Origin of the sequence: Flavobacterium sp., from assembly GCF_031411595.1 — a bacterium.
Taxonomy (GTDB): domain Bacteria; phylum Bacteroidota; class Bacteroidia; order Flavobacteriales; family Flavobacteriaceae; genus Flavobacterium.
This window is the reverse complement of record NZ_JANOBI010000027.1, coordinates 18,414-33,023: the sequence shown is the minus strand read 5'-3', so window position 1 is coordinate 33,023 and position 14,610 is coordinate 18,414. Positions and strand designations below refer to the sequence as shown.

The window sequence follows — 14,610 nt, the reverse complement described above, 5'->3', positions numbered from 1 at the left end:
GACTTTATACTGTTACTTTAGAAATCAAATGTCTGACCTTTTCAAAAGGTTCTGCAACGAAGTGATCTCTGTTTTTTATTTTTTCTGGGAAACGAATGTGGTATTCAAATTCCTCTTTGAAATGGCGAATCGCAGCCGCAACAGGCCATGCCGCAGCATCACCCAACGGACAAATCGTGTTGCCTTCAATTTTGCTTTGAATGCTCCACAACAATTCGATATCTTCTTCACGGCCATGACCGTTTTCTATTCTGTGTAATACTTTTTCTAACCAACCGGTTCCTTCACGGCAAGGTGAACATTGGCCACAGCTTTCGTGGTGGTAGAATCTTGAGAAATTCCAAGTGTTGCGCACTATGCAAGCGGTGTCGTTGTATACTATGAATCCACCGGAGCCTAACATAGATCCTGTTGCAAATCCACCGTCGCTTAACGATTCGTAAGTCATCAATCGGTCTTCGCCGGCTGCTGTTTTGTAGATTAAATCGGCAGGTAAAACCGGTACCGAACTTCCACCTGGCACGAATGCTTTTAATGGACGATCTGAACTCATACCTCCCAAATATTCGTCGGAATTCATGAATTCATAAACGCTTAAACCGAGTTCAATTTCGTAAACCCCTTGATTTTTGATGTGACCCGAAGCTGAAATTAGTTTGGTTCCTGTTGATCTTCCGATTCCAATTTTCGCATATTCTGCTCCAGAATTGTTGACAATCCACGGAACGGCTGCAATGGTTTCTACGTTATTCACCACCGTTGGATTGGCCCAAAGACCAGAAACAGCTGGAAATGGTGGTTTGATTCTTGGATTACCACGTTTTCCTTCAAGTGATTCGATGAGTGCAGTTTCTTCTCCACAGATGTAGGCACCGGCACCAATTTGAACATATAAGTCCAAATCGTAACCAGTTCCTAATATATTTTTACCCAACCAACCGGCAGCTTTGGCTTCGGCGATCGCTCTTTCTAAAATTTTGTAAACCCACATGTATTCTCCACGGATGTAGATATAGGAAAGGTTTGCGCCCAATGCATAGCTCGATGTAATCATGCCTTCAATCAACAAATGCGGAATGTATTCCATCAGAAAACGGTCTTTGAAAGTGCCAGGTTCTGATTCGTCGGCGTTGCACACGAGATGTCTTGGTTTTCCAGATTTTTTATCGATGAAACTCCACTTCATTCCGGCAGGGAAACCCGCGCCACCACGACCACGCAATCCAGAAGTTTTTACTTCTTCGACTACTTCGTCGGGTGTTAGTTTTTTCAAGGCTTTTTCTACTGAAGCATAGCCGCCTTCTTTGCGGTAAACCTCGTAGGTTCTGATACCCGGAACGTTAATTTTGTCTAATAATATTTTTTGTGACATATTATTTATCGTGTAACGTGATTTTATTTTCTTTACAATCGGCAATCAGCTGATCGATTTTTTCTTCATTCAAATGTTCTTTGTAGAAATCGCCCAATTGCATCATCGGAGCGTAACCGCAAGCGCCTAAACATTCAACACCGCGAACTTCGAACATGCCGTCAGCAGTTGGCTCGCCTACTTTTACGCCTAATTTGTTACAAGTATAATCCATTAAGTTTTCTACGCCATTCAAACAGCAAGGCGAGGTTTGGCAAAATTCGAACATGTATTTTCCGATGGGTCTTTGGTTGTACATCGTGTAAAATGTAACCACTTCATAAACTTCAATCGGTTTTATTTTTAGGATTTCAGCAACCTTGTCTTGCAATTCGAGGCTAAGCCAATTGTCATGTGCGTCTTGCACTTCATGCAAAACCGGCAACAATGCTGATTTGATTTTATCTTCAGGATAATGACCAATCAATTCGTTGATGCGTGTCATCAATGCGTCTGTGATGTTGATTTCCTGTTTGTAATGTGTGTGTTCCATAATTTATGCGTCTAATTCTCCGGCAATAACATTTAAACTTGACAAAATTACAATCGCATCCGAAAGCATCGAACCTTTAATCATGTCGGGATAAGCTTGATAATATATAAAGCAAGGGCGGCGGAAATGCAAACGGTATGGCGTTCGACTTCCATCGGTTACGAGATAAAACCCTAATTCTCCGTTACCGCCTTCCACTGCGTGATAGACTTCAGCAACAGGAACCGGAACTTCACCCATAACAATTTTGAAATGGTAAATCAATGATTCCATCGTAGTATAAACATCTTCTTTTGGAGGCAGGTAATAATCAGGAACATCTGCATGATATGGGCCTTCTGGCATTTTTGCCAATGCTTGTTTGATGATGCTGATGCTTTCCCAAACTTCGGCATTACGAACACAGAAACGATCGTAAGTGTCGCCTGATTTTCCAACGGGAATGATGAAATCGAAATCTTCATACGAAGAATACGGATGGGCTACACGAACGTCATAATCGACACCGGCTGCGCGTAAGTTTGGACCAGTAAACCCATATGCCATTGCTTGTTCAGCGGTAATAGCACCTACATCTACGGTTCTATCAATAAAAATTCTGTTACGTTCAAAAAGGTTTTCGAATTCTTTCCAAGCTACTGGAAAATCTTCTAAAAAGGTATTCAATAGCTCGAAAGCTTTTGGCGTCCAATCTCTTTCGAAACCACCGATTCTACCCATATTGGTAGTGAGACGAGCCCCGCAAATTTCTTCGTAGATTTCGTAGACTTTTTCTCTGAATTGAAATACATATAAGAAACCGGTATAAGCTCCGGTATCAACACCAAGAATCGAATTACAAATCAAGTGGTCGGTAATTCGGGCCAATTCCATTACAATCACGCGAAGGTATTGGGCGCGTTTTGGAACTTCGATGTCTAATAATTTTTCTAAAGTCATCCACCAACCCATGTTGTTGATTGGCGATGAACAATAGTTCATTCTGTCAGTCAATGGTGTGATTTGGTAGAACGGACGGTTTTCAGCAATCTTTTCGAAAGCGCGATGAATGTAACCGATAGTAGGTTCAGCCTCGAGGATTCGCTCGCCATCCATCAACAAAATATTTTGAAAAATACCGTGCGTGGCAGGATGCGTCGGTCCTAAATTCAGAATCGAAAGCTCGCTCCCGTCTTCATTGCGTTTCTCCTGCACTATTTTAGCATATCGATGCTCTGGTGGTAATAATAGTTCTGACATATATTTAATTACGAATTAAAAAATTACGAATTATGAATTAAAAAATTTGCTTTTAAAGTCATCTGTGTAATCTATATCGTGTTTATTATTTTTATACTAATTATTATCATTTCTCGTAATTCGTAATTTTTAATTCGTAATTAATAATTACAAGTTTATCGTTGTTCTTCCGAAGAATCGGTCGTCTTTGTCGGTTCGTCCGCTGTCTTCCATCGGGAATTCTTTGCGCATTGGAAACGATATCATTTCGTCCATATTCAAAATACGTTTGAGTTGCGGATGGCCTTTGAAATCTACTCCGTAGAAGTCATACGTTTCTCTTTCCATCCAATTGGCGCATAAAAAAATATTTGAAACAGTTTTGATTTCGGGAGTTGCATTGAGATATGCTTTGATTTTGATGCGTTTGTTTTCGTACCAGTTGTGCATATGGTATACAATCGCAAACTGATGATTGTCGTCATTGTCCGGATAATGAATGCCGCACAAATCTGTTAGGAAATTGAATTGCAATTCAGCATCGTTTTTCAGAAATAATAATAAGGCTCTGTTTTTATCGGCATCAATTTCAAATGAAAAGACATCATATTCTTGTTGAAAGTTGAAAACACTTTCGCCGAAAGTTGCCGTTAATTTATTTTGAATGTCTGTATTTTCTAAAGCCATTGTGTTATTGGATATTATAGGAGGCTAATAATTCCTGGTATTCAGGAGAACTTCTTCTGCGAACGGATTCTGATCTTACCAATTCTTGTAATTTCATTACGCCGTCAACAATTTGTTCTGGTCTTGGTGGGCAACCCGGAACGTAAACATCAACCGGAATTACTTTGTCGATGCCTTGAAGTACAGAATAGGTGTCGAAAATACCACCTGAACAAGCGCAAGCTCCTACGGAGATTACCCATCTTGGTTCTGACATTTGTTCATACACTTGGCGTAAAATTGGCGCCATTTTTTTGGAGATTGTTCCCATCACCATTAGCATATCAGCTTGACGCGGCGAGAAACTCACACGCTCAGAACCGAATCGTGCTAAATCGTAATGTGACGCCATAGTCGCCATAAATTCGATACCACAGCATGAAGTCGCAAAAGGCAAAGGCCATAATGAATTGGCACGGGCCATACCTACCACATCATTGAGTTTGGTAGCGAAGAAACCTTCACCAACCACACCTTCAGGAGGTTCCACCATATTTATTTTTGAATCGCTCATTTTAATTTTAGATTTTAGATTTCTGATTTTAGATTGAAAAATCAGAAATTGTTTTTATAGTTTGAGAAATCTGAAATCTGAATTCTCAAATCTGAAATCATCTATTCCCACTCGAGTGCTTTCTTTTTGATGATGTAGAAAAATCCCACCAAAAGCAACATCATAAAAACAACCATTTTCACCATGCCTTCAATACCTAAGCTTTTGAAATTAATCGCCCAAGGATAAAGGAAAATGACTTCGACATCAAACAGTACGAATAAAATAGCTACTAGAAAATATTTTACTGAAAAAGGAATACGTGCGTTTCCGACAGATTCGATACCGCATTCGAAATTTTCATCTTTTACTTTTGAAGATCTTTTCGGGCCTAATTTGCCTGAAATGATGATAGTTCCTACTACAAATCCAACGGCTAAAAGCATTTGCATCAGTATTGGGAAATAGTCTAATTGATTGGATTGCATCTTGCTTAAATTACTTTAAAATTTTCAACCACAAAGATAACTTTCAATAATTAAATACCAATGAAAAAATTAAATTTCATCGTTCACAAATCGAACTAATTTTCTAATTTTTATTGATTATAAATAAGAAGATGACAATATGAATACGGATTAGATAAAGGCAAAAAAAAACGTCCCGAAATCAATCGGAACGTTTACACATTCTAGGTAACAAAAATAATGTTATATTTTAGTCTTCAAGAGCTACTACTTGAGCAGCTACTTTACCTTTTCTTCCTTCTTCTTCTTCGTAACTTACTCGGTCACCTTCGCGAAGTTCTTCCGCTTTGATTCCTGATGCATGAACGAAAATGTCTTTTCCTGTTTCTTCGTCTGTAATGAATCCGTAACCTTTAGATTCATTGAAAAATTTAACTGTACCTGTACGCATTGTAATTGTAATAATAATTTATAATGCTGCAAATGTAACTTATAATATAATACGAAAGTTAGCGAACTGTTAATTTTTTGGAAAAATTATTGATTCTCAACGTTTTCGAAATTTATTTTGAAAAAAAATTATTTTAAATCCAATTTAATGTGTAATTCGTTTAATTGCGCTTCATCAATCACCGAAGGCGCATCAATCATCACATCGCGACCTGAATTGTTTTTAGGGAAAGCGATAAAATCACGAATGGTTTCTTGTCCGCCTAAAATCGCTACCAATCGATCCAATCCGAAAGCTAATCCACCATGAGGTGGCGCTCCAAACTGAAAAGCATCCATCAAAAATCCGAATTGATTTCTAGCTTCTTCTTCGGTAAATCCTAAATACTTAAACATCAATTGCTGCGTTGCTTTGTCGTGAATTCGAATTGAACCACCGCCAATTTCATTGCCATTCAACACCATATCATAGGCATTAGCGCGTACTTTTCCTGGATCAGTTGCGAGCAAATGCATGTCTTCAGGTTTCGGTGAAGTAAACGGATGGTGCATCGCGTGCCATCTGTTGCTTTCTTCATCTTTTTCTAATAATGGGAAATCAACCACCCAAAGCGGAGCAAATTCAGCCGGATTTCTCAAGCCTAAACGTGTGGCCAATTCCATACGTAAAGCAGAAAGTTGTGTTCTGGTTTTATCTGCCGGACCGGATAATACAAAAATCATATCACCGGATTTAGCACCGGTCACTTTTGCCCAGTTCGCCAAATCGTCTTGATCATAAAATTTATCCACCGATGATTTATAAGTTCCGTCCTCGTTGCATTTCACATACACCATCCCCGAAGCACCAACTTGAGGGCGTTTTACCCAATCAATCAAACCATCAATTTCTTTTCTAGTATATTCTCCAGCTCCTGGAACCGCAATTCCAACAACGAGTTCTGCCGTATTAAAAACGCCAAAATCTTGATGTTGTGTCACAGCATTGAGTTCTCCGAATTCCATCCCAAAACGAATATCCGGCTTGTCATTACCATACGTTTTCATAGCATGGTCATAAGTCATTCTTGGGAATGTATCAACTTCAATACCTTTAAGTTCTTTGAGTAAATGACGTGTCAATCCTTCAAAAACATTCAAAATATCTTCTTGCTCCACAAACGCCATTTCACAATCAATCTGTGTAAATTCCGGTTGTCTGTCGGCACGCAAATCCTCATCTCTGAAACATTTCACAATCTGAAAATACTTATCCATACCGCCCACCATCAGCAATTGCTTGAATGTTTGAGGCGATTGTGGCAAGGCGTAAAATTGCCCTTCATTCATTCTGCTTGGAACAACAAAATCACGTGCACCTTCAGGAGTCGATTTAATCAAATAAGGCGTTTCCACTTCACAAAAATCCAAATCGGAAAGGTATTTTCGAACTTCCATCGCCACTTTATGACGAAAAAGCAAACTGTTTTTCACAGGATTTCTACGAATATCAAGGTAACGGTATTTCATACGAATGTCTTCACCGCCGTCAGTTTCGTCTTCAATCGTAAAGGGCGGCGTCAAAGCAGCATTCAATATATTAAGCTCTGTAACCAAAATCTCAATGTCGCCTGTAGCCATGTTTTTGTTTTTGGCTTCGCGCTCAATCACAGTGCCTTTCACTTGAATCACAAACTCGCGACCCAAAGTTTTTGCCAGTTCAAAAACCGATTTTTCAGTGCGACTTTCATCAAAAACCAACTGCGTCATGCCGTAGCGATCACGCAAATCGACCCAATTCATAAACCCTTTATCCCTTGATTTTTGTACCCAGCCCGCGAGCGTCACTTCAGTATTGATGTGCGTTGCGTTGAGTTCACCACAATGATGACTTCTATACATGTTCGAAATTTTAGATGGCAAATTTAAGCATAATTGTCAATTTTCATAGGCAAAATCAACATTATAATTTTTAGGATGGCGTTCCCTAAGGGTCGGGCTTTTCACTCCTATCTTTTGCGCCGAACAACGGCACAAAAGGATAACCGCTTCAATCCCTAACGCGGCTTTTCGTAGGGAAGAAGGTTACTTTTCAATTCGATAATTTCAATTGCTTAAAAATTCCCAATGTTAAGTTTTTATCCAATGTTACCAAATTGTTAAGTAAAAGTTTGTTTAGTGTAAATAAATTTATACATTTGTTTCATAATTGTTAAACAATCAAAAACCTACGCGTTATGAAAAAGTATATGATCATCGGAGCCGTGTTGATTTCAGGAATGATTTTCGCACAAAAAGAACCTAAATTAGAAGTGGTTGGAAACTTGGTAAAAGCGACTTATTATTATGATAATGGTCAAATTCAACAAGAAGGTTTCTTTAAAGACGGAAAGTTAGAAGGAAAATGGGTTGCTTTTGACACCAATGGAAATAAAAAATCTGCGGGCGAATATACCAACGGACAAAAAACCGGAAAATGGTTTTTCTGGAATGAAGCCAAGTCAAGCCAAGTAGATTACTCAAACAATCAAATTGCATTAGTAAGTAATAACTAAGAGATTTAAATAAATAATAAAACCCGCTTTATAAGCGGGTTTTTTTTTGCGTGAATCGAAAACGCATGCATCCAATAAATTTTATACTTAATCCCGATATTATGTAACATTCTTTAGAAAAAACAAGGGAAATTTGCACAATTTTAAAAACCATCTTATGAAAAACTTTATCATTCTTTTTGTGCTTGCTTATAGTACAATTTCGTTCGCTCAAAATCTTAATAACAATGAAGCACCAGAATTTATCGTAAAAATGGCCGATGCTAGACGCATGGATCGAGAAGAAGGTCGACTGGCTGCCGGACTAGCTTCCACCAAAGCGATTAGAGATTACGGAAGCCTTATGGTAAAGGATCAGGAAACATTGCTTGCTAAATTGCAACAACTGGCAACCTCAAAAAACATCACGCTTCCCAATGCAATCAGTGAAAAAAAGAATGCGCAGTTAACCAAACTTTCCGCTTTACGAGAAAAAGCTTTCGATCGCAAGTTTTTAAAAATGATGAAGACAGATCACAAACGCGACGTCAAAAAATTTAAAAAAGCAATGAAGTTTGAAGATGAAGCTACAAAGAAATTCGCTAAAGAAAACCTTCCAATGATTCAGCAACATCTAGACGGCGTTAAGGCTTTGTAAAAGTAAAATGTCGGATAATTAAAAAAATAAAAAACCCGTCTTAATAAGTCGGGTTTTTTTGTGGGTAAAATTACCAGGGATCTAAGCAATTTAAATTTCTCAAATCCTTGGTAAACAATTTTATTCATTATTAAGTGCAGCTCTTCTCAATCTTCTATCGCGCAACGCATACTTAGTGCGTTTTACCAAGTAGAACATTACAGGAACCATCACCAAAGTCAATACTGTGGCGTAAGTCAATCCGAAGATAATGGTCCAAGCCAATGGTCCCCAGAAAATAACGTTGTCACCACCCATAAAAATATGTGGGTTCAAGTCAGTAACTAAAGAGAAGAAATCGAAATTCAACCCAATGGCTAATGGAATCAATCCTAAAACCGCCGTCAATGCGGTCAACAATACCGGACGCAAACGCGATTTTCCGGAATCGATAATCACTTCTTTGATTTCTTCTAACGATAAATCGTCGTGACTTTCCAATTGTTTATCGGCTACTTTTTTGTCTAATAACAAGACGAAGAAATCCATCAGTACAATGCCGTTCTTGACCACAATCCCTGCGAGTGATATGATTCCCATCATCGTCATCAGGATTACGAAATCCATATTCGCGATGACATAACCGTAGAATACACCAGAGAAACTCAATATTACCGTAAACAAAATCACGATGGTTTTAGAAATCGAGTTAAACTGCAATACGATAATCAAAGTGATTCCCGCCATCGCCAAGAACAACGCATACATCAAGAAACTTTGGTTTTTGCCTTGTTCTTCTTGAACGCCTGAGAAAGAATAGGTAATGGTTTTCGGCAACTCATATCCTTTTAAATCCGCTGCGATTTGTTTCGTAATTTCATCGCCATTATAACCTGTCAATACATTCGAATAAATCGTCATGATGCGTTTGTAATTCTTTCTTTTGATCATGTTATACGTATTCGATTTCTCGGTTTTCGAAACAGCCGAAATCGGAACTTGCATCATCTGTCCGTTGTTTTGATTGCGGAATGTGAGCGATTGATTGAATAGAATATTCTCATTCTTACGCTGGTCCGCTTGCATACGCATAACAATATTATAGTCGTCGTCGCCTTCTTTATAAGTCGAAATCTCTTGTCCATAAACCGAACGGCGCAAATTGAAACCAACTTGTCCCGTAGAAACACCAACACTTCCGGCATTCACACGATCGACTTTTACTTCAAGTTCAGGGCTTTCTTTATTGATATCAACACTCAATTTTTCAATTCCGGGAATGTTTTTAGAGTCGATAAATGCAATCATCTTATCCGCTTGTAGAATCATGTCATCATAATCCGTTCCTGTAAGTTGAATACTAATCGGATAACCAGCGGGCGGTCCGTTCGAATCTTTTTCAACAGTAACTGTTGCTCCCGGAATTCCTTTGACACGATTGCGGATTTCCTCTAAAATATCAGAAGTATTGATGCCGCGTCTGAATTTGAATTCAGAGAAATTGACCGTCACTTTTCCTTTGAATGGTGTTTCTGATGACGAACCCGCATCAACATTCGGGTTACCTGCACCAATTCCAACTTGTGATACGATGCTTTCCGCTAGGTAATTTTCTTTGGTTGCAGGATCGATATATTTCTTCATAATATCGATGATTTGTTTTTCAACAAACAACGTCGCTTTATTGGTTTTCTCTATCGATGTTCCTTGCGGATACTCAATGTAAGCTATCGTCTGATTCGGAATATTATCCGGGAAGAACAATACCTTTCTTGGGAAAATACCCAACAATACAAAAGAGAAAATCAACATTCCGATGATTCCAGCCAAGGCCAACCAAGCATTTCTTGCAGTTAGGATTTTAGCTAAGAATCGTTTGTATTTGTCTTCCATTTTTGGGAAGAAACTGTGTTGGAAATCTTGTGTCCATTGGTATAATTTCAAATGATACAACCAAAGCATTCCCAATGATATAATCGCCATGTGTCCGACGGCTTTGAGGAAAGTGCTGTTGGTCAAATGACCCGGAACGGCAAACAATAAGGCAATTGCAGCTAATAATATAGTATAGAATTTCAATGATTTTTTAGTGATGTTTCGATCTTCAATATCCATCGAACCACCGGTCATCGCAGCATTCACAACCATCGCCACAAACAACGAAGCACCAAGTGTTACCGACAAAGTCATCGGGAAATAGATCATAAATTTACCCATCGTGCCCGGCCACAACGCAAACGGCAAGAACGCCATCAACGTTGTCGCAGTCGATGAAATTACGGGCCAAGCAATCTCGCCAATACCGGTTTTCGACGCTTGAATTCTCGGCAATCCTTTTTTCATATTCGCAAATACGTTGTCGACCACGACAATTCCATCATCAACGAGCATTCCGAGTCCCATAACCAAACCAAAAAGCACCATCGTGTTTAGCGTCAGTCCAAAAGCGGAAAGAATCGTAAACGCCATCAACATCGATAGTGGAATCGCCGCACCAACAAACAATGAGTTTCGCAATCCCATCGTAAACATCAACACAATCATCACGAGGATAATCCCGAAGATAATGTGGTTCGATAGTTCATTTACTTGATGCTCCACCCGTGATGACTGATCATTGGTCATAGTGAGATTGAGGTTTTTCGGCAGGTAACTTTCTTGTGCATGTTTGATCTTTTCCTTCACTTGCTCAATTGCTGAAATCATGTTTTGCCCAGAACGTTTCTTCACACTGAGCATCACGACTTCAGTTCCTTTTTCACGGGCATAAGTCGTTTTTTCTTTTTCTTTGAATGAAACTGTAGCGATGTCTTTCAGATAAACCGTTCCGCCGTAAGATTTCACAATCACATTTTCGAGTTCTTTCGGATCTTTGATTTCACCCACGATTCGGATGTTATTTCGCGAACCTTGTGAAATTAAATTCCCACCCGAAAGCGTCATATTCTCATACTTTACCGCATTTTGGATTTCATCAAACGAAACTTGCGCAGCAGTCATTTTGAAGATATCAACAGCAATTTCAACTTCCTTATCATCCACACCGAGAATGTCGACTTTCTTCACTTCAGGCACTTCTTCAATATCATCCTGAAGTTTTTCACCATATGCTTTAAGTTGCTGCGTGGTGTAATTTCCTTTAAGATTGATATTCAAAATCGGCACTTCTTCGGAAATGTTGAGTTCGAAAACGTTAGGTTCTACTTTACTACCGTTGTCAAGATTTGGCCAATCGGTATCGGCTTTGACATTATCGACCTTGTCTTTGATTTTGGTTTTGGCTTCTTCAATCGAAACTTTATCTGAAAACTCGGCCACGATCATACCGTAATCCTGAAACGAACTCGAGGTTACTTTTTCTACACCGCTGATGTTTTTGATTTCCTTTTCAAGCGGTTTTGTAATTAATTTCTCTACATCTTCAGCTGAATTCCCTGGGAAAACAGAAGAAATGTAAACTTTGTTTTCAATAATTTCAGGGAAATCCTCACGCGGCATCGTCGTGTAAGCTATCAATCCTGTGATGACAATTAAAAACGTAACAATGTAAACCGTGACACGATTGTCGACAGCCCAACTTGATATACTGAATTCTTTATTTTTGTGACTCATGTTTGTTGTATGTTGTAAGTTGTATGTTGTAAGTTGCAGACGTATAACCTACAACTTACAACCTACAACAATTTAGAAATTAAGTTGCATGCCTTCTGAAATCGTGTTGACACCTTCGGTTACAATCGTGTCGTCTTCTGATAAACCGCTTAGAATTTCAGTCACGTTGTTGGCAGATTTCCCGGCTTCTACAATGACTTTTTTAGCGATTCCGGTTTTGCCTTTATTATCAGTTACAGTATATACATAATGGTTTCCTTTACCGTCTTCTTGCACAACATTCGTTGGTACGACTACCGCTTTTGGATTGATATAATCAACGATTTTAAGTTTAGCCACTTGGTTCGGGCGCAACAAATTATCAGGATTTGGAACGGCAACTTCAATGTTGAAACTTCTGTTATTCGGGTTGATGCTGCTTGCAATCTGACGGATTTTCCCTTTGTAGGTTTTTCCTAGAGAATTTAAGGTGACATCTACAACAGTTCCAACTTTCAGTTTCCCAATGTAAGTTTCAGGAACCAACGTCGATACATACATATTGCTAAGATTCACAATGCGCATTAATCCGGTTGGACCTGCAGCAACGACTTCGCCTCTTTCTACAAAAACTTCATCGATAACTCCTGTGAATGGTGCTCTGATAACGGTTTTAGACAATTGTGCTTTGGCTTGAGCAACGGCTTTTTGCGCGCTGATCATTTGCGTTTGTGCATTCAAGAATTGAATTTCAGAACCAATTTTTTGATCCCATAAATTTTTCTGTCTTTCGAAAGTGGTTTTGGCTAAGTTGTATTGGTTTTCAAGACTTGCCAATTGTTGGCTTGCACCACCGTCATCAACACGGCCAAGGATTTGTCCTTTTGAAACGTGTTGTCCGGCTATTGCATTTAAAGAAACTAATGTTCCTGGAATTTCAGGTTGAATCAAGATGTTTTCTTTCGTATCAACATTACCTTGAATTTCAAGATAATGATTGAAAATTGTGTCTTTCAAAGTTTGAATCGCAACCAAAACTTCTACTTTAGTGGTATCTAAAGTCGCAATCGCTTCGTCGAGTTTGGTTAGTTGCGCTTGCAATTCAACTCTTTTAGCTTGAATTTTGGTTAGGTCTTTCGACTCAATAATTTTGTCGATATTGGTGCTGCTTTCTTTCTGCGAACACGCCACGAACAATATGGTAAATGCGGAGAGTAATAAGATTTTTTTCATATGATTGTTTGTTAGTTCTGTATTTATTTTTTGTTGATGACTTTTTCTAAAGCTGCTTTTTTGTTGATGATATTGACCATCGATTGCAGGTAATTTTGCTGCGCGGTATACAATTGTCTTTGTGCTTCGCTGAAATCGAAACTCGATGACAAACCTTCGGTAAATTTGATTTGTTGTTTTTTCTCGATGCGTTCGGCAAGGTTTAAATTGCTTTTGGAAGTGGCGTATTCTTCGATACTGAATTCGTATTCACTTCTCGCACTTTCATATTGCAATTGTAGTTTTTGTTTGGTTTCCACAAGTTGCGTTTTGGCTTGGTCGAAAGCGATTTTGGCTTGTTGCGTTTTAGCATGTCTCCCGAAACTACTGAAAATCGGAACGTTTAAACCGACACCAAGATTCGAAAATTTATTCCATTTCTGATCGGGCGTGAAAAACGAAAAGGTATTGGAAAAAGCATTGTATCCGTAATTCAGATTAGCCGAAAGTGAAGGTAAGGCTTTGCTTTTTTGGAGTTTTAATTCCAATCGACGTTGCTCATTAAAGTTCAACATCATTTGATAATCGATATTATTATCAATCGCGAAACTGTCTTTTGTAATGGCTAAATCTAAATTGGTGGTTGTGAGTGTGTCGAGTTTGTCGGTCAGTTTCAAATCGTCGTTGAGGTCGATTCCTAAAGTGATTTTCAACATTTTCAGCGCAATGTCATTGAGGCGTTTTACATTGCTCAAATTGCTGTTAATCGAGGCCAAAGTAATTTGAAGTTGCTCTACATTTTCTTCTTCAATCAAACCATTTTTGAACGTTTGTTGTGTGTCGGATAATGTTTTGCTTAATGTGGTTTTGTTTTTCTCTAAAATAGCAAGACTTTCTTCGGATAACAATACATTACCATAAGCATTGATGACCATTTCTTTAATGCCAATATCTGTTTTTTGCTTGGCATTTTGATAGTATTGCAAATACGTTTTCGAAGCTTGAAGTGCCACGATATAAGAACCGTCAAAAAGAAGTTGACTCAAAGTCGCTCTTCCGGTCATATTGTGTTTGGTTCCAAAAGCAAAAGTCGATATGGCATTCGGATCACCATCAGGATTGAAAGCATTTCCTGATACACCTTGAAGTGTAAAATCGAAATTGTTTAAATAGTCAAGACCGGCATTGATTTGCGGTAAACCAGCAGCTGTCGTTTCCCATTTTTTCTGTTGTGCAGATTCGATGTCACGCCCGGCATTAATGGCTTGGTAGTTATTCGTCAAAGCGTGGCTGATGGCTTGTTCTAAACTAAACGAATAATTTTGTTTGGCGGTTTGCGATTTTGCACTAATGGCAAAAATGAGCAGTGTAATGATTAGGATTTTTTTCATAGATTGAT

13 protein-coding genes are annotated in these 14,610 nt (G+C 38.7%); 2 read left to right on the top strand and 11 right to left on the bottom strand.

What is annotated here, in order from left to right; genetic code table 11:
* Positions 1-4: 4 nt before the first annotated feature.
* The 8 genes from nuoF to aspS form a co-directional block, all read right to left on the bottom strand.
* Positions 5-1,372, bottom strand: coding sequence for an NADH-quinone oxidoreductase subunit NuoF (nuoF, locus tag RMO03_RS06095; RefSeq protein ID WP_309641207.1), 1,368 nt, complete (start codon positions 1,370-1,372; stop codon positions 5-7).
* 1 nt (position 1,373) lies between these two features.
* Complete coding sequence (locus tag RMO03_RS06090; RefSeq protein WP_309641206.1) at positions 1,374-1,904, bottom strand: NAD(P)H-dependent oxidoreductase subunit E; 531 nt, start codon at positions 1,902-1,904, stop codon at positions 1,374-1,376.
* Between the two features lie 3 nt (positions 1,905-1,907).
* Positions 1,908-3,143: an NADH-quinone oxidoreductase subunit D gene (locus tag RMO03_RS06085; RefSeq protein ID WP_309641205.1), complete on the bottom strand. Its 1,236-nt coding sequence runs from the start codon at positions 3,141-3,143 to the stop codon at positions 1,908-1,910.
* 147 nt (positions 3,144-3,290) lie between these two features.
* On the bottom strand, positions 3,291-3,809 hold the full coding sequence (locus tag RMO03_RS06080; protein WP_309641204.1) for an NADH-quinone oxidoreductase subunit C: 519 nt from the start codon (positions 3,807-3,809) through the stop codon (positions 3,291-3,293).
* Between the two features lie 4 nt (positions 3,810-3,813).
* Positions 3,814-4,362, bottom strand: a complete 549-nt coding sequence (locus tag RMO03_RS06075; protein WP_309641203.1) for an NADH-quinone oxidoreductase subunit B — start codon at positions 4,360-4,362, stop codon at positions 3,814-3,816.
* Positions 4,363-4,463: 101 nt separating this feature from the next.
* Complete coding sequence (locus tag RMO03_RS06070) at positions 4,464-4,829, bottom strand: NADH-quinone oxidoreductase subunit A (RefSeq protein ID WP_309641202.1); 366 nt, start codon at positions 4,827-4,829, stop codon at positions 4,464-4,466.
* 229 nt (positions 4,830-5,058) lie between these two features.
* The gene (locus RMO03_RS06065) at positions 5,059-5,259 is read right to left on the bottom strand and encodes a cold-shock protein (RefSeq protein WP_309641201.1); all 201 of its coding nucleotides are present in this window, start codon (positions 5,257-5,259) and stop codon (positions 5,059-5,061) included.
* Positions 5,260-5,387: 128 nt separating this feature from the next.
* Positions 5,388-7,139, bottom strand: coding sequence for an aspartate--tRNA ligase (gene aspS / locus RMO03_RS06060; protein ID WP_309641200.1), 1,752 nt, complete (start codon positions 7,137-7,139; stop codon positions 5,388-5,390).
* A 335-nt stretch (positions 7,140-7,474) separates the two neighbouring features.
* Between aspS and RMO03_RS06055 the strand changes: the two genes are divergently transcribed.
* Positions 7,475-7,792: a membrane-binding protein gene (locus RMO03_RS06055; protein ID WP_309641199.1), complete on the top strand. Its 318-nt coding sequence runs from the start codon at positions 7,475-7,477 to the stop codon at positions 7,790-7,792.
* 157 nt (positions 7,793-7,949) lie between these two features.
* Positions 7,950-8,429 carry a DUF4142 domain-containing protein gene (locus RMO03_RS06050; RefSeq protein WP_309641198.1) on the top strand — a complete coding sequence of 160 codons (480 nt, stop codon included), beginning with the start codon at positions 7,950-7,952 and terminating at the stop codon, positions 8,427-8,429.
* A gap of 120 nt (positions 8,430-8,549) precedes the next feature.
* Here the strand turns inward: RMO03_RS06050 and RMO03_RS06045 are convergent, their stop codons facing one another.
* The 3 genes from RMO03_RS06045 to RMO03_RS06035 form a co-directional block, all read right to left on the bottom strand.
* Positions 8,550-12,020 (bottom strand): efflux RND transporter permease subunit, encoded by a 3,471-nt coding sequence (locus RMO03_RS06045; protein ID WP_309641197.1) that lies wholly within the window; start codon positions 12,018-12,020, stop codon positions 8,550-8,552.
* 72 nt (positions 12,021-12,092) lie between these two features.
* Entirely contained in the window at positions 12,093-13,232 is a 1,140-nt protein-coding gene (locus RMO03_RS06040; RefSeq protein WP_309641196.1) for an efflux RND transporter periplasmic adaptor subunit, read from the bottom strand.
* Positions 13,233-13,255: 23 nt separating this feature from the next.
* Positions 13,256-14,602: a TolC family protein gene (locus tag RMO03_RS06035; protein ID WP_309641195.1), complete on the bottom strand. Its 1,347-nt coding sequence runs from the start codon at positions 14,600-14,602 to the stop codon at positions 13,256-13,258.
* Positions 14,603-14,610: the final 8 nt, after the last annotated feature.

Excerpts from the sequence above, each read along its gene's own strand:
- nuoF (WP_309641207.1), bottom strand. The coding sequence starts at position 1,372 with ATGTCACAAAAAATATTATTAGACAAAATTAACGTTCCGGGTATCAGA.
- RMO03_RS06090 (WP_309641206.1), bottom strand. The coding sequence starts at position 1,904 with ATGGAACACACACATTACAAACAGGAAATCAACATCACAGACGCATTG.
- RMO03_RS06085 (WP_309641205.1), bottom strand. The coding sequence starts at position 3,143 with ATGTCAGAACTATTATTACCACCAGAGCATCGATATGCTAAAATAGTG.
- RMO03_RS06080 (WP_309641204.1), bottom strand. The coding sequence starts at position 3,809 with ATGGCTTTAGAAAATACAGACATTCAAAATAAATTAACGGCAACTTTC.
- RMO03_RS06075 (WP_309641203.1), bottom strand. The coding sequence starts at position 4,362 with ATGAGCGATTCAAAAATAAATATGGTGGAACCTCCTGAAGGTGTGGTT.
- RMO03_RS06070 (WP_309641202.1), bottom strand. The coding sequence starts at position 4,829 with ATGCAATCCAATCAATTAGACTATTTCCCAATACTGATGCAAATGCTT.
- RMO03_RS06065 (WP_309641201.1), bottom strand. The coding sequence starts at position 5,259 with ATGCGTACAGGTACAGTTAAATTTTTCAATGAATCTAAAGGTTACGGA.
- aspS (WP_309641200.1), bottom strand. The coding sequence starts at position 7,139 with ATGTATAGAAGTCATCATTGTGGTGAACTCAACGCAACGCACATCAAT.
- RMO03_RS06055 (WP_309641199.1), top strand. The coding sequence starts at position 7,475 with ATGAAAAAGTATATGATCATCGGAGCCGTGTTGATTTCAGGAATGATT.
- RMO03_RS06050 (WP_309641198.1), top strand. The coding sequence starts at position 7,950 with ATGAAAAACTTTATCATTCTTTTTGTGCTTGCTTATAGTACAATTTCG.
- RMO03_RS06045 (WP_309641197.1), bottom strand. The coding sequence starts at position 12,020 with ATGAGTCACAAAAATAAAGAATTCAGTATATCAAGTTGGGCTGTCGAC.
- RMO03_RS06040 (WP_309641196.1), bottom strand. The coding sequence starts at position 13,232 with ATGAAAAAAATCTTATTACTCTCCGCATTTACCATATTGTTCGTGGCG.
- RMO03_RS06035 (WP_309641195.1), bottom strand. The coding sequence starts at position 14,602 with ATGAAAAAAATCCTAATCATTACACTGCTCATTTTTGCCATTAGTGCA.